Genomic DNA, 21,007 nt, shown 5'->3' with positions numbered 1-21,007 from the left:
AGCTTATTTTAACCATATTGACAATATGGGAAATATATGTAATAATACATAAAAGTGAGTATGTTTGAGCATAAAAATGCGAGCAGCATAGGGACTGCAAAAGTCCTACACGAATGGTTATGACCCTTCGGAGTCACTCTTTGGAGTGATTCTGGGGGTTTTTTATTTTTAAAAACTTCAGGAGGTGTATGATAATGTCGGATTTTATAATCAGGCCCATCAGGATTGAAGATGCAGTAGCCATCAATGAAATCAGGAGGATGGACGGAGTGAGGGAGAATACCCTCGGTATTATCAGCGATAGGGTCACAAAGACTGAGGATTTTATCAGGGGCTTGTCGGAGAATGATCATCTCCTCGTAGCCGAGTTTGAGGAAGAAGGGGCGAGAAAAGTTGTAGGACTGATAGGCATGAATGTCAGCCGGAACCCAAGATTAAGGCATTCTGCAAGCATAGGCCTCATGGTGCATCCTGATTATCAGGGGAGAGGGATTGGGACAGCCTTATTTGAAAAAATAATCGATCTTGCAGATAACTGGCTTATGCTGACAAGGCTTGAGCTTGCTGTCTTTGTTGAAAATCAGAGGGCGGTTAAGCTCTATGAATCATTGGGCTTTCAGATAGAGGGAATTAAAAAGTATGCCAGCATAAAAAACGGCAAATATGTAGATGACTATATGATGGCAAGGTACAATGTGATATAAAGGAATTTTACTTGCAGCAAAATAGGGATGCTGCAAGTAAAATTCCTTTCAATACTACACCAAGCCTAAAAGCCTGACAGTCTGTGCAAATACAAAGCATACCAAAATGCCTGCAATGGTTGGGACCAAGAAAGATACAAAGGTCCACTTCCAGCTCTGGGTTTCCTTCCTGATGGTTAGAAGGGTGGTTGCGCAAGGAAAATGCATCAGGCAGAACAACATTACGGATACGGCAGTCAGCCAGTTCCAGCCGTGGGAGATGAGCAGATCCCTCAGTGCATCCAGGCTTTCCAGCTCCATCATTGAGCCTGTTGACATGTAGCTCATGATCACTATGGGCATGACTATCTCATTGGCAGGCAAGCCTAAAATGAAAGCCATGAGTATATAGCCGTCCAGGCCCAGCAGGTATGCAAAGGGCTGCAGGAACTTTGCACAATGATCCAATATGCTTGCATCCCCAATATTGATGTTGGCGAAAATCCATATGACAAGGCCTGCAGGGGCGGCAACGGCAACGGCGCGGCCTAAAACAAATATGGTCCTGTCGAATATGGATCTCACCAATATCCTCCCAAACTGAGGCTTCCTGTATGGCGGCAGCTCTAAAGTGAAGGAGGACGGGACTCCTTTTAAAATGGTCTTTGATAGTATTTTTGATACGATTAAGGTTGCCAATACCCCCAGTACGATAACACCGGTAATCGTCAGCGTTGCTATGAAGCTTTGCAGGCGGCTGCTTGCAGCTCCTGCAATAAATATGGTCGTTATCGCAATGAGCGTCGGGAACCTTCCGTTGCAGGGCACCAGAAAGTTTGTGATTATCGCGATCAACCTTTCCCTGGGCGAATCGATTATCCTGCAGCCGATGACTCCTGCCGCATTGCATCCAAAGCCCATGCACATTGTCAACACCTGCTTGCCGTGAGCGCAGGCTTTTTTGAAATAGTTGTCGAGGTTAAAAGCCACTCTTGGCAAATAGCCCAGATCTTCAAGCAAGGTAAACAAGGGGAAGAATATAGCCATAGGCGGCAGCATGACGGATGCCACCCATGCCAAGGTCCTGTACATTCCCAATACCAGTGCGCCATGGAGCCAATCGGGCAGGCCGTATAGAATGAAAATATCCGTAAGCCGGGCCTCGATCCAGAATAAGAATTTGGCAATAATATCTGAAGGTATATTGGCTCCTTCTATGGTGATCCAGAACACCACCCCTAGAAGTGCAATCATTATGGGAATGCCGAAAGCTTTCGAGGTAAGTACATTGTCTATCCTTCTGTCCAACTCATTATAGTTTTCATTTTCAAATTTTACTGCCTTGCTGCATATATCCTCTGCAAGGGCGACTATGGAAGTCACTATTTCATCCCGCAAAGCGGATGAATCAGCTATGCTGTCTGATGAAGGCCATATGGATGCAGCAGATTCACTGCCGTAATTTATTTTTTCCGCCAGATCGAAACCTAGGTGCCTATTTATTGAGTCCAATATTGCGGCATCATTATCCAGAAGCTTCAGTGCCAGCCATCTGCTGCTCATCTTGTCTTGTATAAGGCTGCTTATTTGGGAATCCAGGTATTGTACAGATTTTTCGATCTCGTTGTTGTACTTAACCTTAGCAGGTTTTATTGCCGTTTGTTCCAGGGCTACCTTATAAACCGCATCCATCAGCTCCTTCAAACCTTTGGCACTGCGGGCATTTGTTCCCACAACGGGCACACCAAGGAGCTGCGACAGCCGATCCAGATCTATGCGGATCTTTTTTCTCTTCGCTTCATCCATGAGATTTACACATACCACAACCTTATCCGTCATCTCCAATATCTGAAGCACCAGATTAAGGTTTCTTTCAAGGCATGTGGCATCCGTCACCACCACAGTGGCCTGGGGATTGCCGAAGCAGATGAAATCCCTGGCGACCTCTTCCTCCGCAGAATTGGAAAGCAAAGAATAAGTTCCCGGCAAATCAACCAGTATAAAGTTTTTGTCCTCATATCTATAGCTGCCCTGGGCCGTTGCTACAGTTTTCCCCGTCCAGTTTCCGGTATGCTGATTCAACCCGGTAAGGCTGTTAAAAACCGTGCTCTTCCCTGTATTCGGATTCCCGGCCAATGCAATCACTATGTCACCGGGGGAGAACTTTTGTATATCCGAAGCTTCTCTTAATGCCGAAAGGCCTGTCGATTGACTTGTAAGACCCATTCTAAAAAACACCTCTAACTTTCTATATCACTTCCACCAATATCTTTGAGGCTTCTTCGGAGCGAAGGGCTATGACTGCGCCCCGGATCTGATAGGCTACCGGATCTCCGGAGGGGCTCCTTCTCAATGATTTGACCTCAGTATCCCGGATCAATCCCAGATCAAGCATTCTTCTCCTTGAGCTTCCGTCAGCGATAAGCCCTCTTACCAGAGCGAAGCTTCCGATAGGCACCATATGAAGCGGAATTATATTATTATTCATCAATACTCCTCCAATAAAGATATATTTAACACTGAACTAACCCGCCCTAAGTCCAGTGCCCCAGGGCAGCCTCTCTTGCCCCTGTGGGGCAATTCACCTTCTATGGACTCGGCTAACATTCAGCGGGGGCTGAATCTCCCACTGAATGAAGTCTCGTTCAAAAGTTAGTCAAGGGAAAATATTTTATCTATAGCTAATATATGAAGACCTTAGCAAATGTGTTACGCATATAAACGATATGAAAATGTTATGAAGATTTTTATTTCACCGGCACGTCAAAATAGAAAGTACATAACAAAAGGAGGAAGCCGAAGTGAAAGAACAAATTACTGCGGAAATCCAGAGAATAAAGGAAATGCTGTTCGATATAAACGACTTTATATATAAAAATCCGGAACTGGGCAATGAGGAATACAAAGCAGTGGAGAAGCTGACTTCTTTTCTGAAGCTGCATAGCTTTGAGGTTGAATATGGCATAGCAGACAGAGAGACTGCCTTTAGGGCGGTTTACGACAGCAAAGCACCGGGCCCCTGCATAGCCTATTTGTGTGAATATGACGCCTTGCCTGAGATAGGGCACGGGTGCGGGCATAATATGATCGGCACCATGAGCGCCGGTGCCGGAGCGGCATTGAGCAAAGTCATCGGCCAGACAGGAGGTAAAGTAGTGGTATTAGGAACCCCTGCCGAGGAAACTGATGGCGGGAAGGTGCATATGGTTCAAAGCGGGATATTTGATGATGTAGACGCAGCTATGATCTTGCATCCTGCCGAGCGATCCTATGAAAGCGGAGAGTCATTGGCTATTGATGCGGTACAATTTGTATTCAAGGGTAAGGCCAGTCATGCAGCGGCACAGCCGGAGGAAGGCATCAATGCCCTTGATGCAGCGATACAAACCTTTAATGGGATAAACGCCATAAGACAGCATGTGAAAGCCGATGTAAGAATTCACGGCATCATTAAAGAAGGCGGAGTTGCAGCCAATATCGTGCCTGATAGAGCGGTAGCCCAATTTTATATAAGGGCCATGGATAGGCAATATCTGGACAAAGTGACGGAAAAGGTGAAAAACATCGCTTCAGGGGCTGCTCTGATGACGGGTGCTTCTCTGGAAATAAGCAATTATGAAATAAGCTATGATAACCTAAGGACCAATCAAGCCCTGTCAAAGGCTTTTACGGATAACTTGAAAAGCGTGGGAATAACTGAGATATATAGCCAGAGGGATAGCTACGGATCTATTGATATGGGAAATGTGAGCCAGGTGGTGCCGGCAATCCATCCTTACATTGGATTGGACTGTCCCGGGATAAACGGCCATACTAAAGAAATGGCGGACATGACGGTAGGAGCCGTGGGCCGCGAAAGATTGCTGCAGGGCGCTGCTGCCTTGGCCTTAACAGGATACGATGTTATCACAGATACAGATTTGCTTAAAAAAATAAAAGAAGAATTTAGAAACGGCTGATGTTAAATTTATGCTATAAAATTGATGGGAATCTGTGGGAGCAGATTCTTTTTTTGTGCATTTAGAAGCTTTTTTAGAAGCTTTTTTATTTTCTCATCAAGATTTCTCGATTGAATGAGACCTCATTAAGTATTAAATATTTATATAAAAATATTAAAAGTAAAAAAAGGAAGTAATTTTCCAAAATTATACGTATAAACAAAGGAACTATTTAATGAACAGAAGGTGGATAAGTGTCTATTATTGTGAAATTCACACTCAGGAATATCAGAGAGAAGAAGCTCAGGACATTTTTAATCCTGCTGTCTATCATATTGTCCTCAGCCTTATTTTTCGCATCAACGGCTATTTCTACGACAGTAGAGATGATGATCATGGAGCAAATGCGAAAATATATAGGCAATGCAGATATTATGATAGGCGCAGGTGAACAGTCAAAAACAGGTTACATCTCTCCCAATTTATTGGATGATTATAAGGGAGGGGTGAAATATACCGCCGGTATGGTATGGGGAAGCGGAGAATATAAGGCAAGGGGCGAAACCATCCAATTAGAAATACAAGGCATTGACCTGGAAGACTTGGATGAGATGAATCCTATAATACTGGACCGTCAGCAGGACCTAAGGCCTTTCAAAGGGGATAAGGTCATAATAGGGAAGAAAATGGCGGAAAAATACAGCTTAAAGCCTGGCGATCCCTTGGGAATCAATATGTACGGCTTTAAAAAGTGGTTCATAGTTTCCGCGATTTCACAGCCCGTGGGGCCTTTTGCAGAAGACGGGGAAAGTACATATATCGTTGTTCCGAGAGAGACAATGGCGAGCCTTTATGGTCAAAAGGGTAAAGTACATTCATTGTATGTGGGTCTTGACGATCCTTCCAAGCAGGATATGATGGTGGAGGAGCTTTCAAAGGCTTATCCCATGTGCAGGGTTGAGCCTACCATATCAAAGGCCATGATAAAGAGTGAGACTCAGCAGATATCTGCAATGTTTTTAGTCATTGTAGCATTTGTTTTGATTTTAAGCATGTTTATAATATATACTTCCTTCAAAGTCATTATGGCTGAACGCCTCCCTATGATAGGAACATTCCGCAGCATTGGCGCGACAAGAAAAATGACCAATCGGGTTTTGATGATTGAAAGCATGATATATGGAATTTTAGGAGGCATATTGGGAGATGTCTTGGGGATAAGCATTTTAAAGCTTATGATAAATCAAATTACACCTTCCTGGATGACAGGCGTTGATATCAAGGCTTATTATACTTCAGGCCAATTGATCATGGGATTCGGCGTAGGTTTGATTTTAGCAATGATCAGCTCCTTTTTGCCCATCAGAAGGGTAGCCAAGATTCCCATAAGAGATATTGTATTGAATTCCATAGAGAAAAAAGTTAAAAAGAAGCGATGGAAAGCCATATTGGGCATATTATTTTTAACCATAGCTGTTGCAGGTCCCTTGATTGTGCCTGAGAGTATGGCGTTAACAGTGGATATCATATGCATGTTTTTGCTGGTGCCTGCTGTTGTAATGCTTGTGCCCTATATCACCAATGGTTTTCTGAAGGTATTTAAAGCCATATATGAACGTATCTTTGGAAATGAAGGAATATTGGCTGCGCAGAACCTGAGGGATAATAAAAACAGTTTAAACAATATCATTTTATTAGGAATGTCCATTTCGGTGCTGCTCATGATCACTACCTTGAGTCAAAGCATAATCAATGATACGGTAGATTACTTCAAGGATCATAAATATGATATATCCTTTTGGTGCTGGCCCGCGGACCGCTCCGTAGAGAGCAGGCTTCTTTCGGTGGATGGAGTTTCAGATACATATGGGAAATATGAAAAGTACGGCAATCATGAAGTTGTAGGAAAAAACACTGAAATGAGATGCATACTTGGTGTAAATAAGGCTAAGACCCTTGACTATATGGTTTTGGATATTGAGGGCGAAGCAGAAAAGCTGATTGAGGAATTGGATGAAGGAAGGAATATCATTGTTACAAATATATTTAAAGATGAATATGGAATTAAAAAAGGGGATTATTTAAAGCTAAAGACAGAAAGGGGCACATTGGACTATAAAGTAATAGGATTTATTGAAACAAATAGTTATGACGGCAAATATGCGCTTATAGGTGAGCGTTATTTAAAATCTGATATGGGGGAGAAGCAATATAGCGATATACTAATAAAAACAAATAAAGATCCTGAAGAGGTAGTAAGAAGCATTCAAGAAAAATTTAAAAATAGGTACCCCTGGGTTAGATCGGTGAAAGAGATGCTGGAAGAAAACATGGAGAGCAACAGCAAGATACTGGGAATATTTAAAGGCTTCGGTATAATGTCGCTGGTCATCTGCATATTTGGGGTTTTCAATAATTTGATAATAAGCTTTATAGATCGAAAGCGTTCACTCGCTATTATGCGTTCAGTAGGGATGAACAAAAAGCAAACTGTAAAGATGATTTTTATAGAGGCTTTTACAGGCGGCTTGATAGGCGGCTTGACAGGCATTATAATCGGCTTGCTTCTTTTGATGAATGTGGAAAAGGTCATAGAAGCATTGGGAGGCTCTATGAAGGATTTCATACAGATTTCTTGGACTTCTTTGGCCGCAGCTATGGCCGGAGGAGTTATCATCACCATAGCGGCATCTGTGGGGCCTGCCTTGAGATCTTCGAAATTTAATATAATAGATGCTATCAAATATGAATAGGAAGTGAGAGCATGGAAAATATCATTCAGGCATTAGACTTATGTAAGACATACAAATTAGGCGAAGTGAGCATAGCGGTATTGAAGGATGTCAACATTGCAATAAATCAAGGGGAGTTTGTTTCTCTTATGGGGCCCTCAGGTTCGGGGAAGAGCACTCTTTTGTACTTGCTCGGCGGATTGGATAAACCTACTTCAGGGAGTATCACCGTTAAGGGAAGGGAATTGTCGGTGATGAAGGACAAGGAAGAAAGTGAGATGAGGAGAAGGGAAATAGGCTTTGTATTTCAGTTTTATAATCTGGTTCCCAACCTAAATCTGGAGGAAAATATAATGCTTCCCATATTATTGGATGGGAAGAACCTGAAGAAGTATAAGAGCAGGTTGGATGAGATTCTAGAGCTTGTAGGCCTTGCGGATAGGAGAAAGCATACCCCCAGGGAATTGTCCGGAGGGCAGCAGCAGAGGGTAGCCATTGCCAGGGCATTGGTAAATGAGCCGGATATCATCCTGGCAGACGAACCTACGGGAAATCTTGACAGCAAAGCAGGAACGGAGATATTGGAATTATTTAAAAAAATAAATAAAGAAAAAAATAAAACCATAGTGCAGGTCACGCATTCACATGAAGCGGCGCAGTACGGCACACGATTGATAAACGTAAAAGACGGAAGGGTGTGGGAATAATGAGAAGAATACTAATAACTGTTTGCTTGACAGCAATAATCCTATTTACAGCAGGATGTCAAAAAAAAGATGGGGAGAATGCAATGGCACAGCAGGAGCAAGAACAGCCCCAGGCTCCAGTCCAGCAGACTATCCAGGCTTTTGGAGTGGTCAAGACAAAACAAGTAAAAGGCATTATGGTAGATTTGCCTGCTACCATTGAAAAAGTACATGTACAGGAGGGGCAGAGCGTCAAAAAAGGAGATGTGCTGATCACACTGAGCTTAAAAGAAATTGAAGAGCAGATCAAAGAGAAGGAAGATTCTTTGAAGATTGCCAAATTAGAGCTGGAAAAGCTTTTGGAAGATGTGGGCGATAGGAATAACGAGAATATCGATTATGAGCCGGAAATCATTCAGGCTAAAAATAATCTGGAAAAAGTTCAAATAGAGTATGATAAGCTGGAGAAGGATTTAAAGAATAAAGAAGCTATGCTGGCAAAAGGCGGAATACCTCAGAATGAGTTTGATGAATCTAAGGTAATATTGGAACAGAAACAAAAGGAAATTGAGAATGATAAGATAAGGCTGGAAGACTTAAAAAACAAGCAGCGAATATCCAATAATAAGAGTGCATTGGATATAAAAATAAAAGAACAAAATATTGTATCACTGAAATCGCAGCTTCAGACATTAAAGGATAAGATTGCTCAAAGCGGTATAAAAGGGAATGAAATCATATGCGATATCCCCAACGGAGTTATTGAAAAAATCAATAATTCAGCCGGTGACCGTTTAAATGCCGAAAAGCAGATCATGAGCATTTTGGACTTGGATACACTGATAGTGCAGGCTAATGTGGCCGAAGACTTCATCAAGGATATCAAGGTGGGAAGCAAAGCCGTCATCAATCCTTTGGCAAATCCGGAAAAGGAATATGAGGGAACCATATCAAGGATATCGAATATGGCTGTGCAGGACAATGGAGAAACAGTAGTACCTGTGGAAATAACCATCACAGAGACTGATGAGTCTTTATTGCCTAATTTTAATATAAATATCAAGATAATTGTACAGTAATATTATTCAATAATATTTGGCAAAATAAATACGAATATTAATCATTGATTTATAGATATTATAGCTGATCATACGAACATAATATAATAACATTGACAAAACATATGTATGTTTGTATAATATTAGTACAATCAGAACCAAATACATAAATGAATAATTGAGGATCACATTACTGGCGGAAATGGAATAGACCATAGGGAGTGTGAATCTTGATATGCCGACCGCCTGGGCACCAAAGTCCGGGAGGCCGGTTTTTTATTATGTTAAATCCCGGACTTTGGCTTAATAAGTCTAGGAGGGATTTGAATGAAAGAAAAGGAATGGAAAGAATTTGCCGGAGGGAATTGGACTCAGGAGGTGGACGTAAGAAATTTTATTCAAAGCAACTATACTCCGTACACAGGTGGTGAAAGCTTTTTAGAGGATACGACCGAAAAAACCGAAAGGGTTTGGAAGGTATGCAAAGAACTATGCCAAAAAGAGCTGGAGAAGGGCATCCTCGATGTGGATACAAAACGGGTTTCCGGAATAGACAGCTTTGAACCCGGCTATATAGATAAGGAAAATGAAGTGATCGTAGGCCTCCAAACTGATGCACCGCTGAAGAGAATGGTCAATCCTTTCGGCGGTATAAGAATGGCTGAGGAAGCGCTTAGGGCTTATGGATATGAGCCGGATCCCGAAATGGACATGATCTTCAATAAGTATCGCAAAACCCACAATCAAGGGGTATTTGACGTATATACGGAGGAAATGAGAACTGCAAGGTCGGTAGGGCTTTTGACAGGCTTGCCTGATGCATATGGCAGGGGAAGGATTATTGGGGATTATAGAAGGGTTCCCCTATATGGCATTGATTTTTTGATTGAGCAGAAGGAAAAGGATTTTCATGATTTAAAGGGTACTATGGATGAGGAATTGATCCGCAAGAGAGAAGAAACTTCTGAACAAATACGTGCTCTGGATAAAATAAAGAAGATGGCGGCCTCCTATGGCTTTGATATATCAAAGCCTGCCCAAAATGCTGCGGAAGCAGTACAATTTTTATATTTTGGTTATTTGGCAGGAATAAAGGAAAATAACGGAGCGGCTATGTCACTTGGAAGAGTGAGCTCTTTTATAGATATATATATTGAAAGAGATATCCGCCAGGGAATTCTTACAGAAAAAGAAGCACAGGAAATAGTTGATCAATTTGTTATAAAGCTCAGGATGGAAAGGCATTTGAGGACTCCGGAATACAACGAGCTTTTTGCAGGCGATCCCAACTGGGTTACGGAATCCATCGGCGGAATGGGCTTGGACGGCAGAACCCTTGTTACCAGGACTTCATTCAGATTCCTGCATACATTGACCAATCTTGGACCCGCTCCGGAGCCTAATATGACAGTCCTATGGTCAGAAAACCTTCCGGAGGATTTTAAAAAGTATTGCGTCAGGATGTCCATGGAAAGCGGCGCTATACAATATGAGAATGATGACCTGATGAGGGATACCTATGGAGATGATTATGGAATAGCCTGCTGTGTTTCTGCAATGAAAATAGGCAAGCAGATGCAGTTTTTCGGCGCAAGATGCAATCTGGCAAAATCCCTCCTTTATGCAATAAATGGAGGGATTGATGAGAAAAAAGGAGTGCCGGTGGTTCCCGGTATTGACAGAATAGAAGATGAGGTGCTCGATTATGAAAAGGTCAAGGCCAATTATGAAAAAGTGTTGAAATATGTAGCTGAGCTTTATGCGAACACGGTGGATATCATTCATTATATGCATGATAAATATGCTTATGAGGCAGGGCTTATGGCGCTGCATGATACGGAAGTCGGGAGGCTGATGGCTTTTGGAGTAGCAGGGCTTTCCGTGGCCGCTGATTCTCTGAGCGCTATAAAATATGCTGATGTAAAGCCCATAAGGGAAAACGGCATAGCGGTAGATTTCAAAATTGACGGAAGCTTCCCCAAGTATGGAAATGATGACGACAGGGTAGATGGCATTGCAGTAGAAATACTGAAAAAGTTCATAGAAGAATTGAAAAAACATGAGCTTTACAGAAATGCTGAACATACCTTATCTGTACTGACTATAACTTCAAATGTGGTGTATGGAAAGAAAACCGGAGCTACTCCTGATGGGAGAAAGGCCGGGGAAGCTTTTGCCCCCGGCGCCAATCCTATGCATGGAAGAGATGAGAGCGGGGCATTGGCATCATTAAATTCGGTTGCCAAGATCCCCTATAAATCTGTATGCCAGGATGGCATTTCCAATACGTTTTCAATCGTGCCGGAAGCATTGGGAAAGGGCAGTGAAGAGAGAATCAACAATCTTGTCTCAATACTGGACGGATACTTTGCACAAAATGCTCATCACTTGAATGTAAACGTGATGAGAAGGGAAATGCTGATCGATGCTATGGAGCATCCTGAGAAATATCCGACTTTGACTATCAGAGTTTCGGGCTATGCGGTCAACTTCAACCGTCTGACCAGGGAACAGCAGCTTGAAGTTATCAAAAGGACATTTCACCAGTCCATGTGATTCGGGGGGAGAGCAAATGGGAAGAATACATTCCATAGAAACATTAGGATTGGTAGACGGGCCCGGAATCCGTTTTGTGGCATTTTTTCAGGGCTGCGGCCTTAGATGCTCCTATTGCCATAACCCTGATACATGGGATATCAATAAAGGAATGGAGATCACTGCCGAAGAATTGCTCAAAAAGGCGGTCAGGTATAAAGCTTATTTTCAAAGATCAGGCGGAGGCGTCACATGCTCGGGAGGGGAGCCTCTCTTGCAGCCTGAGTTCTTAGCCGAGTTCCTAAGGCTCTGCAAAGAAAACGGGATTCACACGGCTATAGATACTGCAGGGTTTGGAAAAGGAAGCTATGACAGTATTTTAAAATATACAGACTTAGTTATTCTGGATATCAAGCATATAAATTCAGCAGGATATAGGGAACTGACAGGAAGAGATATGGGAGAGCTCGAAAGCTTTGCCATGTGTTTGAAAAAATCGGGTACAAAGCTTTGGCTGAGGCATGTGGTCATTCCGGGGATAACGGATAGTGAAGAGCATATCCGCAGCATGAAAAAAGTCATGATGGAATTTGATAATGTCGGAAATATAGAGCTGCTCCCATATCATATCCTTGGCGCTAATAAATATGAAGCTATGGGAATCCCATATAAATTAAAAGGAGTTGCACCTATGTGCAAGGATAGAACAAAAGAGCTTGAAAATATATTAAAGGGACAAAAGGAAAGTGACAATGAGACAGGTACTTTGTCCCATTGCTATCATTAGAATGGTTGAAATTGGTATTAAAATACCCTATAATATATATTGCTTTATCAAAACATTATGATGGGAGCGTAGACATGAGTTTTACAGAAGCAATTTACAGATTTATAGTAGGCGGAAGCCTTGTTTTAATAGTGAGCTTGCTCGGGAAATTGAAAAATCCTTATATTTCGGGATTGGTGGTTCTATTTCCTGTAGTAACGCTTGTAGGCTATTATTTTCTGTCACTTTCAGTCACCGGGCAGGCATTGCAAAGAGTAGTTTTGGTCAGTTTGTTCGCCGTACCTACGACGATAGCTTTTTTGACAACGGTTTATTTTACTATTGCCAGAATGCCGGCCTGGAAATCGCTATCCCTTGGCTTGTTGGCTTGGCTTGCAGCAGCATTAATATTGATATTATTGGATAGATGGTTTTTCCATATCATATTCAATAACAAATAAAGCTTTATAAAAACAGCTCTTTGAGAGCTGTTTTTTTATTGTATAAGAAAGCATAAATTTTTATGCTATACGAAAATAGCTGTAAGTCAGGTAAAATAAAATTTAACAGTATCGCAAGAGCCATGATCTGGCTGTACAATATGATAAAATATATGATGAGCGTTATAAAATATATCTAAAGCAGGTGGTAGATATGTCAAATAAAATTTTAGATGGTATTATGGGCTTGTGTGTTGCTGATGCTCTTGGCGTGCCAGTTGAATTTAGCAGTAGAGAATCACTACAGTGTAATCCAGTAACTAACATGCGTGGGTATGGTACTTATAACCTGCCTCCAGGTACTTGGTCTGATGACACCAGCATGGCTCTCTGCCTTGTTGACAGTTTGAACAATGGGCTGGATTATAAAGATATTATGGAGAAATTTCTCTTTTGGGCAAATGAAGCAAAATATACTCCTTATGATGAGGTCTTTGATATAGGCAGCGCTACAATGAAAGCCTTGATGAAATTTGCTCATGGTGAGGAGCCCTTGAAATGTGGCGGAGAGAGTGAATATGATAATGGCAATGGCTCTTTGATGAGAATCCTTCCTGTAGCTTTTTACCTTCAAGCGAACTATGGGACAGAAATCTATGATAAAGATGAGGCTGTGACCATAATTCATAATGTATCATCGCTTACACATGCACATAAACGCAGCTTAATTGCCTGTGGTATATATATATCTATTGCATCAATGATATTAGGAAGTTATGACCTTATGACAGCAGTCCAACTTGGTGTTTATAGGGCAGTAGAGTATTATAAAAAAAATAATGAGTTCGCCCATGAATTGACTCATTATGAGAGAATCTATGGTAGAGAAACTTTTGCTAATACTCCACTTGAGTTTATTAAGAGCAGTGGATATGTGGTAGATACTTTGGAGGCGGCGATTTGGTGCTTGCTTAATACAAACAGCTATAAGGATTGTGTTCTTATGGCCGTTAATCTTGGACAAGACACTGATACAGTAGCAGCTGTAGCTGGTGGGCTTGCAGGGTTATATTACGGCTATGATAGCATACCTGGTGAATGGTTATCCGTTATAGCGAAGCGGGAGTATATTGCGGACTTGTGCAATCAGCTTTATAAAGCTCTTACTGATACAAGCGTTAAGAAACTTACCTCTTATATTCCGTATTTTAAATCGGCAAAAAAAGAAAGTGTATGCTATTGGAATGCAGGCGAAAAGATTGGAGAAAAAACATATACTATGACTTATCCAGTATATGAAGATAAACTTAATGAGTTTATTCAAGCATTCTATAATACCAATCTTATTTGCTATAATTATATGGATATTATTAATGAACATGGACTATGCAGCACACAGGAAATAGCCGCGGCGATTGATACTGCTGAGTTTGGGCTTTTAAAGGCTATTCTCACAGGATTTGTTCGTCAGGAACATTTTTGCGATGGGTTGTGGGTATCAGCAATCGAAGACAAGGTGTTTTTAAAAATATTGCAAAGACTGCAGCAGTTTAATAATTCTTAACTGAAAAAGGATTTTAGATTAAATATTAAACTGAGGGGTGTAATAATATGGATAGATTATTTATCGGGAAGTTTACAATAAAGGAGCAATATGAAGGCAATTACTATCACATTAAACTCGAAAATGAGATTTCTCGGTTCAATGGATTAAAAGAAGGAGATTATGTACTGCCAAGTCATGGTGGTTATTTTGGCAAACTACTCCTGTGTAATCGCTTTGAGAAAAAAGATGGTGGAATTGCTGCTATTTTTGAAGTTATTAAAAGCTTTTCACCCGAATTAACTTTAAGCGGTAATATTGTTTGCTGCAAATATTTTAAGCCTGATATGAACCTGCTTAACAAAATTGTTAAGTCGACAAAGGGATATGGTTTCCATGAAATATCCTTGGAAGAAAACTGCCCTAATTTTGAAATAATAGATTTTTATAAATCCCAAAGAAGATTTCTTGTAGTCTTAAAAGAGATATTATCAAATACAAATATTTTTAAACCTTCCGATATTTGTATTGTTATTGATAACCTGAATAATACTGATATACAGGATATAGTAGAGTTCAATGGGCAGAAGTTCAATAAGTACGAAGCATTATGGAATTTATATCAAGAGAAAGTTGAAAATGGCGCTAAGAAGTACTCATTGCAAAAACTTCTTGAGTTTGCCGATGATAGGTATGATGCAGCTCCCAAAAAAGAAAAATATCTAAAATCAGTTTTAAGCTCTTTGGCAGATGATAAATACTTTATAGCAGATAATGCTGTAGCCCTCTATGACAATATATTAGTAGGGAGAAAACAATATAGTAAGTCCGATAAGAATGCTGCATCTCAAGGAAGCGATGGAGAAGAAGATGATAATGAAGATGAAGATTTAACAAAGTATGAGCAGTATGCAAAACTTATGGAATTCAATCCTAATCTCATTCTATATGGCCCTCCCGGGACAGGTAAAACTTATGGAGCAGAGCGTATTATTGAAGCTTTTGAAGCCTTGAAGGGGAATAGTACTTCTTTTAAAGCTTTGAATGATGAAGGCCGAGCTAAGTTCATTACATTTCATCAAGCTTATTCATATGAAGAATTTGTTGAGGGATTGCGACCGGAAACTGACGAAAACGGGAACATTAAGTATGAGGTTAAACCTGGAATTTTAAAGAGAATTGCGGAAGAATGCAGAATTCAAGAGACAAAAAAGAACATAAAAGAAAAAGTAATTTCTAATACAACTGGTAGCAGCAAGGTATGGAAAGTCTCTCTTGGTAGGAGAAACTTAGAGGAACATATTTATAAATCTCTAAAGAAGAGTGAAGAGATAGCGATTGGATATGGACCGGAAGAGAGTGTTTTAGATTGGAGCGATGAGCAAATTGACAAAGCGGACAAAACAGGTATGCTCAAAGCACTTCGCAGCAAGATGCAAATAGGTGATATTGTATTTATATTTGACAGCATCAGAACCATTCGTTTGATAGGAGTTGTTACTTCAGACTATTATTATACTGATAAAGATTCATTTGGATATGGTCATAGACGCGAAGTAAAATGGATAAAGGATTGTGAAAAAGAGCCGATTGACATCTTCCGCCTTAATCAAGAAAAACAGCTAACCCTGTCATCTTTATATGAATTAAAAATCAGTTCTGCTGATGCATTGCAGTATATTGGTGTAAAAGATGATAAAAGTATTGCATCAAGGCCTTATTACTTGATTATTGATGAGATTAACAGAGGTAATATTTCTAAAATATTTGGCGAGTTAATTACTCTGATTGAAAAGGACAAACGGGAAAACCTGCATTGCTTGTTGCCATATTCCGGTCAAAAGTTCACTTTGCCCAAAAACTTATATATTATTGGAACAATGAATACAAGCGATCGTTCTATTGCTTTACTCGATACTGCTTTAAGACGAAGATTTGCATTTATAGAGATAAACCCTGATGTCAGCGTTATTGAGAGCAACAAAACGACGATAGGAGGCTATGTATCTCATGGGAAGCTATTATCAGCGATAAATGAAAAAATTACAGAAAAAATAGATCGTGACCATAGAATTGGGCATAGCTATTTCCTTGGTGATGATTTTAACAGTAAAATGGACTTGTTTAATGTTTGGTATTATAAGATTCTCCCCCTTCTTATGGAATATTTTTATAACGATATAAACAAAGTTCGAGAAATTGTAGGAGACAAATTTTTTGATCAAAGAACAAAGGAAATTGTTATGTTGAGCACCAAGCCAAATGAGAATGGTATATCTGACTTTGAAAGTGCACTGATGAAGATATATGAAAGCAGGTATTAGTATGTCTCATAAGGTTATAACAGTATTTGAAGATAGAAAGCAAAAAGTTACATTATCTCAGACTCAAATTAATGATATACTGACCTTTCGTTCTATTATAGGAAATCAGTATATACGACTAGACTATGATGGGATATTACAAATAATGCATTATGTTGGATTTATTGCAAAAGGCAAAACACGATTACAAATATTACCCAAAATATACGATGATATAGATTTAGACAGCGAAAAAGAAATTCGTGAATCTATGGGGGTTCTATTTAATCTATTGAAAGTATCGGAATTTAATAAGGTGCTTCATTTACCCAATGCTCAAAATAATAGCCTTATGGAAGCAGAATTATTAGAAATTTTTATTTCTATATTTGCAGATCATGTTTTTCACACTTATTCAAAAAGAATGAATAGAGAGTATATTGAAATTGAGGGGAATAGCCAATTTGTCAAAGGAAGGATTGACTTTGTTAAAACTATAAAAAATAATTTTTTAAGGAAAGATTTGCACTATATATCGTATCAGAGCTTTGAGCACGATAATCTTATAAATAATGCTGTAAAAACAGTGGTCGTCAAACTGTTAGAATGCACACAAAGTGCGGACAATAAGAAGAATCTTAAAAGAGCTTTAATGTTTTTGGATGATGCAAGGGAGATTGAGCTATCCATGCCTCTGCTAGAATCAGTTAAATTTTCACGTCTAAATATGGATTTCAAACCTGTTTTTGATATGGCAAGAATGTTTTATCAAAACCTGCAACCTGAAAATTACATTGGAGATGAAACTGTTTTTTCTTTTTTGATTCCGGTTAATGATTTATATGAATATTACTTGTTTAAGCTAATAGATGGGATGGAGGGTTATGGGGCTAAACACGAATCTACTTTACATTTTGCAAAGACAGAGGATAAAAGAAATATTCTGACTATAAAACCTGACATATTGGTTTATAAGGGGGAGCGATTGATACTTGTTGTAGATGCTAAATACAAAAACCCTGGTTATGGGAATGGGATGTTTAATAACATTAGCAGAGATGATATTTATCAAGTGTTTGCTTATGGAAAAGCTTATGGCGTTAAGACCGTAGCATTGATTTATCCGCTGTTTTGTAAACTTCCTATTGAAAGCAAGACTGTGATAATCAAAGACAGCTATGGAGAAATGCATCTTCATATTATTTGCGTGGACATTAAGAATCCTGACGTAGAAGATGTAAGACAGAAGTTAAAAGAACAAATAGAAGCATCTTATTGTAGAATTTAGCAGGGGACATTATTATATAAAGAATAATAAGAGTGGGAAAGGGCAATTTTTATGAGCAAATTCACCCTCACAAATGAGCAGGCCCGCCGTTTTATGCTGCTAAAGCATGGGCTGATGGGCGAATATAAATTTACCGGCAAGCAGGGTATACTTGACTATGTGGATCAAGCGGGCTGTATTCAGTTTGACCCTATAGACGTATGCGGTAAAAATGCCGAACTGGTTTTGCAGTCCAGGGTCAAAGGCTTTACAAAGCAAATGCTTTATGAGCTTTTGTATGAGGACAGAAAGCTGATCGACTACTTCGATAAGAACCTTGCCATCATGAGCTTATCTGATTGGAAATATTTTTCCCGGTACCGTGAAGCATATAGGAGCAGCGGGCGCAGCCATGCTGAGGTCAATGCCGTATGCGAAGACATAAAGGAGATCATCGGGGAGAAGGGGGCGGTATCCTCTTCTGATTTAGACTTTAAAGATACTGTAAAATGGTATTGGAGCGACACAAAGCTGTCCAGAGCAGCCCTTGAAAGTCTGTATTTCCGCGGGGAGCTTGTTGTTCATCATAAAATAGGGACAAGAAAATATTACGACCTTGCCGAAAATTGTATTCCTGTGGAAATTCTGAAGGAGCCGGACCCTTATCCGGACGAATTTGAGCATATGAAGTGGCGTGTGCTGCGGAGGATTGCTGCCATAGGCCTTTTATGGAACAAGCCGTCCGATGCCTGGCTTAATATTTGGGAATTAAAAGCAGATGATCGCAGTGAAATTTTTAAACAGCTGCTGGAAGAAAATAAAATCATAGAGATCGGCGTAGAGAACATAAAAGAAAGGCTTTACTGTGTTGAAGGCGACAGGGGCCTTCTTGAAAAAGTATTGCAAAACCCAAAGATCAAGGAACGATGTGAGCTTTTAGCTCCTCTGGACAATATGCTGTGGGACAGGAAGCTGATAAAGCTGCTGTTCGGCTTCGAGTACAAATGGGAGATTTACACGCCGGAGCCTCAGCGAAAGTACGGCTATTATGTATTGCCGGTGCTTTATGGGGACAGGTTTGTCGGCAGGATCGAGGCTGTAAATGACAGGAAAGCCAAATGCCTGATCGTTAAAAATATATGGTTTGAAGCCGGAGTTAGACAGACAAAAAAGCTGATAAAGCAGATCAATATATGTCTTGAGAAATTTGCATCATTTAATGATTGCGAAGAAATAAAAAATCTGATGCAATAAGGCTTTATATATTTTCAATTTGAGCCGTATTTTGAAAATCATCATATATACGGCTCTTATCTATCTGGCTGTAATCTGACCGCTATTATCAATTTTAAAATATTTTACTCAATTTCACTATGAAAAAATAAGCTTGAAACGGCTTACATATTGATTTTAAAGGGCTGGTAGGCATACCAGCCCTATTTTTCATTTTATATTTTTTTGATGTCTGTTTTGTAAAATAAAAGCAGACCCGCATCAAATTTATTTTGGTGTTTTGAAGCTAATTTTATATCTTAACACTGAATGAAGTCTCGTTAAAAGAAAGGGGCGTGGACAGTGAAATTAAAAATTATGGAATTGATATCTGTGCTGCTTGTTGCGTGCATGCTGGCAGGGTGTACGGCGGATGCACCCCATTCCGGTGGCAATGGTGAACCAAGTACTGCTCCGTCGGCACCTGTAGAAGCCAAGTGGACGCTGCATGTTGATCATACTATTCCTGTAGAGAAGGACGGAATGACGGTCAATTATACATTGGTGCTAGCCGCTGATAAGCAGGGGGGTACTGATATCTGCGGGACATACCTGGGCAATGCCAATATCAAAGTGGAAATGGATGCATCCAAGCTTTCCAATGAGGTGATAAAAATGCTAGGAGGCTTTAAGATGGAGGCCTATGCCGAGGCTATGAAATTTGATGTAGTTCCCCATGATGCTGAGACCTTTCAAGAGTACTACACTTATGAACATATGGAGGGCTTTCTTCCCCCACTAAAGCCGGTAAGGGACTATAACGGCATGGCATTGATATCTCCTGATATGAAAGGAACCGGACTGCTTAATATACAAGCTCATGGCATACAAGGGGAAAAAGCAGAGAAGAATGAATCCGCGGCAGGGATAGAAGCTATCCCTATGCGCATATTGGTGAGCGATCTGGATGTATTTGTAGAGGTGCCGGCATTGAGGCTTAGCGGATATTTCAGAGGCCAGCTGACAGGCGAGCCGATTAAATAATGAAAGACTGTAAATCTATAATAGGAGGATGATCATATTATGAAGAGGTTAATTTCTATCATGTTCATATCAATTTTGCTTATAACCATGATTTCCGGCTGCGGCAGCAAACCGGCTGCAGAACAAAGCAGCGGTGGGACGGCTGAAACCAAGGCAGCGGAGGATACTGAAAAAGCTGTGAAAAATGCCATGGAAACTATGGAAACCCTGATGAACAAAGAATGGCCAAAAGATAAAGTCCCTGCCGAACTTCCGGAATATGAAGAGGGAGAGATAGTCAATTCAGGAGGAGACGGTGAGGACTTTTATATCAAGATAGACAAGACAAACGAAGATGCTTTGAACAAGTATCTAGATAATCTCAAGAGCTTAGGGTGGAATGTCGAGAGCGGCAAACAGCCTGAAGCACGAAAAGGGATCTACAGCATAAGATTTTCCTGGCAAGGAGATGAACATCTGCAAATGGTTCTTTATACGGCAGAAGAAGGCGCATGGCCCAAGGATCAGCTGCCTCCGGGTATAATACCTCCTCCAGACTGTACATTCATAGGAGAGATGGAGTTGCTTGAGACTGTGACAGGACAGGTATGGTATATGAATTATGAATGTGAAGGTATAAATGAGGAAAAAGCCAATGCTTACATTGACACTCTAATTAAAGACGGCTGGAGCGGGGATGCTTCTATGATCACCAAGACTGTTGAATGGAAAGGCAAAAAGTATGAAGCAAGCATAGAAGTATATGAAATCAATAATATCTCTGCTACTTTTACATTAAATTTAATGCTTTTGAACTAAAA

At 40.3% G+C, this 21,007-nt stretch carries 16 protein-coding genes and 1 riboswitch; of the genes, 14 read left to right on the top strand and 2 right to left on the bottom strand.

The window, feature by feature from the left end; all coding sequences use genetic code 11:
* Positions 1-194 precede the first annotated feature (194 nt).
* Complete coding sequence (locus LJD61_RS07350; protein WP_255226879.1) at positions 195-704, top strand: GNAT family N-acetyltransferase; 510 nt, start codon at positions 195-197, stop codon at positions 702-704.
* A 54-nt stretch (positions 705-758) separates the two neighbouring features.
* Here LJD61_RS07350 and feoB read toward each other — a convergent pair whose 3' ends face one another.
* Positions 759-2,909 (bottom strand): ferrous iron transport protein B, encoded by a 2,151-nt coding sequence (gene feoB / locus LJD61_RS07345; RefSeq protein ID WP_255226878.1) that lies wholly within the window; start codon positions 2,907-2,909, stop codon positions 759-761.
* A 22-nt stretch (positions 2,910-2,931) separates the two neighbouring features.
* Positions 2,932-3,171 (bottom strand): FeoA family protein, encoded by a 240-nt coding sequence (locus tag LJD61_RS07340; RefSeq protein WP_255226877.1) that lies wholly within the window; start codon positions 3,169-3,171, stop codon positions 2,932-2,934.
* Between the two features lie 313 nt (positions 3,172-3,484).
* Here LJD61_RS07340 and LJD61_RS07335 point away from each other — a divergent pair, with 313 nt between their 5' ends.
* The 13 genes from LJD61_RS07335 (at position 3,485) to LJD61_RS07270 (ending at position 21,005) form a co-directional block, all read left to right on the top strand.
* The gene (locus tag LJD61_RS07335; RefSeq protein ID WP_255226876.1) at positions 3,485-4,642 is read left to right on the top strand and encodes a M20 family metallopeptidase; all 1,158 of its coding nucleotides are present in this window, start codon (positions 3,485-3,487) and stop codon (positions 4,640-4,642) included.
* A gap of 233 nt (positions 4,643-4,875) precedes the next feature.
* The gene (locus LJD61_RS07330) at positions 4,876-7,374 is read left to right on the top strand and encodes an ABC transporter permease (RefSeq protein WP_255226875.1); all 2,499 of its coding nucleotides are present in this window, start codon (positions 4,876-4,878) and stop codon (positions 7,372-7,374) included.
* Between the two features lie 11 nt (positions 7,375-7,385).
* A complete protein-coding gene (locus LJD61_RS07325; protein WP_303740683.1) occupies positions 7,386-8,060 on the top strand; it encodes an ABC transporter ATP-binding protein in 675 nt (224 codons plus the stop codon).
* Positions 8,060-9,118 carry an HlyD family secretion protein gene (locus LJD61_RS07320; RefSeq protein ID WP_255226874.1) on the top strand — a complete coding sequence of 353 codons (1,059 nt, stop codon included), beginning with the start codon at positions 8,060-8,062 and terminating at the stop codon, positions 9,116-9,118. The genes LJD61_RS07325 and LJD61_RS07320 overlap by 1 nt, the downstream gene beginning before the upstream one ends.
* A 158-nt stretch (positions 9,119-9,276) precedes the next feature.
* Positions 9,277-9,356: riboswitch (ZMP/ZTP riboswitch) on the top strand.
* Between the two features lie 68 nt (positions 9,357-9,424).
* Positions 9,425-11,653 carry a formate C-acetyltransferase gene (pflB, locus tag LJD61_RS07315; RefSeq protein ID WP_255226873.1) on the top strand — a complete coding sequence of 743 codons (2,229 nt, stop codon included), beginning with the start codon at positions 9,425-9,427 and terminating at the stop codon, positions 11,651-11,653.
* A 16-nt stretch (positions 11,654-11,669) separates the two neighbouring features.
* Complete coding sequence (pflA, locus tag LJD61_RS07310) at positions 11,670-12,419, top strand: pyruvate formate-lyase-activating protein (protein ID WP_255226872.1); 750 nt, start codon at positions 11,670-11,672, stop codon at positions 12,417-12,419.
* Positions 12,420-12,493: 74 nt separating this feature from the next.
* Positions 12,494-12,859 carry a GlpM family protein gene (locus LJD61_RS07305; protein WP_255226871.1) on the top strand — a complete coding sequence of 122 codons (366 nt, stop codon included), beginning with the start codon at positions 12,494-12,496 and terminating at the stop codon, positions 12,857-12,859.
* A 193-nt stretch (positions 12,860-13,052) separates the two neighbouring features.
* Positions 13,053-14,402 carry an ADP-ribosylglycohydrolase family protein gene (locus LJD61_RS07300; protein WP_333783066.1) on the top strand — a complete coding sequence of 450 codons (1,350 nt, stop codon included), beginning with the start codon at positions 13,053-13,055 and terminating at the stop codon, positions 14,400-14,402.
* 47 nt (positions 14,403-14,449) lie between these two features.
* Complete coding sequence (locus LJD61_RS07290) at positions 14,450-16,705, top strand: AAA family ATPase (RefSeq protein WP_255226870.1); 2,256 nt, start codon at positions 14,450-14,452, stop codon at positions 16,703-16,705.
* 1 nt (position 16,706) lies between these two features.
* Positions 16,707-17,972 carry an McrC family protein gene (locus LJD61_RS07285; RefSeq protein WP_255226869.1) on the top strand — a complete coding sequence of 422 codons (1,266 nt, stop codon included), beginning with the start codon at positions 16,707-16,709 and terminating at the stop codon, positions 17,970-17,972.
* Between the two features lie 51 nt (positions 17,973-18,023).
* Entirely contained in the window at positions 18,024-19,205 is a 1,182-nt protein-coding gene (locus tag LJD61_RS07280) for a winged helix-turn-helix domain-containing protein (RefSeq protein WP_255226868.1), read from the top strand.
* A 321-nt stretch (positions 19,206-19,526) separates the two neighbouring features.
* Positions 19,527-20,207, top strand: a complete 681-nt coding sequence (locus tag LJD61_RS07275; protein WP_255226867.1) for a hypothetical protein — start codon at positions 19,527-19,529, stop codon at positions 20,205-20,207.
* Positions 20,208-20,246: 39 nt separating this feature from the next.
* The gene (locus LJD61_RS07270) at positions 20,247-21,005 is read left to right on the top strand and encodes a hypothetical protein (protein WP_255226866.1); all 759 of its coding nucleotides are present in this window, start codon (positions 20,247-20,249) and stop codon (positions 21,003-21,005) included.
* The last annotated feature ends 2 nt before the right edge of the window (positions 21,006-21,007 follow it).

Origin of the sequence: Lutispora saccharofermentans, from assembly GCF_024363565.1 — a bacterium.
Classification (GTDB): Bacteria; Bacillota; Clostridia; order Lutisporales; family Lutisporaceae; genus Lutispora; species Lutispora saccharofermentans.
Note: the sequence above shows the minus strand (reverse complement) of the source record. Positions and strands in the feature narration are given on the sequence as shown.

Coding starts and splice junctions, on each gene's coding strand:
- pflB (WP_255226873.1), top strand. CDS start 9,425: ATGAAAGAAAAGGAATGGAAAGAATTTGCCGGAGGGAATTGGACTCAG.
- LJD61_RS07280 (WP_255226868.1), top strand. CDS start 18,024: ATGAGCAAATTCACCCTCACAAATGAGCAGGCCCGCCGTTTTATGCTG.
- LJD61_RS07325 (WP_303740683.1), top strand. CDS start 7,386: ATGGAAAATATCATTCAGGCATTAGACTTATGTAAGACATACAAATTA.
- LJD61_RS07305 (WP_255226871.1), top strand. CDS start 12,494: ATGAGTTTTACAGAAGCAATTTACAGATTTATAGTAGGCGGAAGCCTT.
- LJD61_RS07285 (WP_255226869.1), top strand. CDS start 16,707: ATGTCTCATAAGGTTATAACAGTATTTGAAGATAGAAAGCAAAAAGTT.
- LJD61_RS07320 (WP_255226874.1), top strand. CDS start 8,060: ATGAGAAGAATACTAATAACTGTTTGCTTGACAGCAATAATCCTATTT.
- pflA (WP_255226872.1), top strand. CDS start 11,670: ATGGGAAGAATACATTCCATAGAAACATTAGGATTGGTAGACGGGCCC.
- LJD61_RS07340 (WP_255226877.1), bottom strand. CDS start 3,171: ATGAATAATAATATAATTCCGCTTCATATGGTGCCTATCGGAAGCTTC.
- feoB (WP_255226878.1), bottom strand. CDS start 2,909: ATGGGTCTTACAAGTCAATCGACAGGCCTTTCGGCATTAAGAGAAGCT.
- LJD61_RS07350 (WP_255226879.1), top strand. CDS start 195: ATGTCGGATTTTATAATCAGGCCCATCAGGATTGAAGATGCAGTAGCC.
- LJD61_RS07300 (WP_333783066.1), top strand. CDS start 13,053: ATGTCAAATAAAATTTTAGATGGTATTATGGGCTTGTGTGTTGCTGAT.
- LJD61_RS07290 (WP_255226870.1), top strand. CDS start 14,450: ATGGATAGATTATTTATCGGGAAGTTTACAATAAAGGAGCAATATGAA.
- LJD61_RS07270 (WP_255226866.1), top strand. CDS start 20,247: ATGAAGAGGTTAATTTCTATCATGTTCATATCAATTTTGCTTATAACC.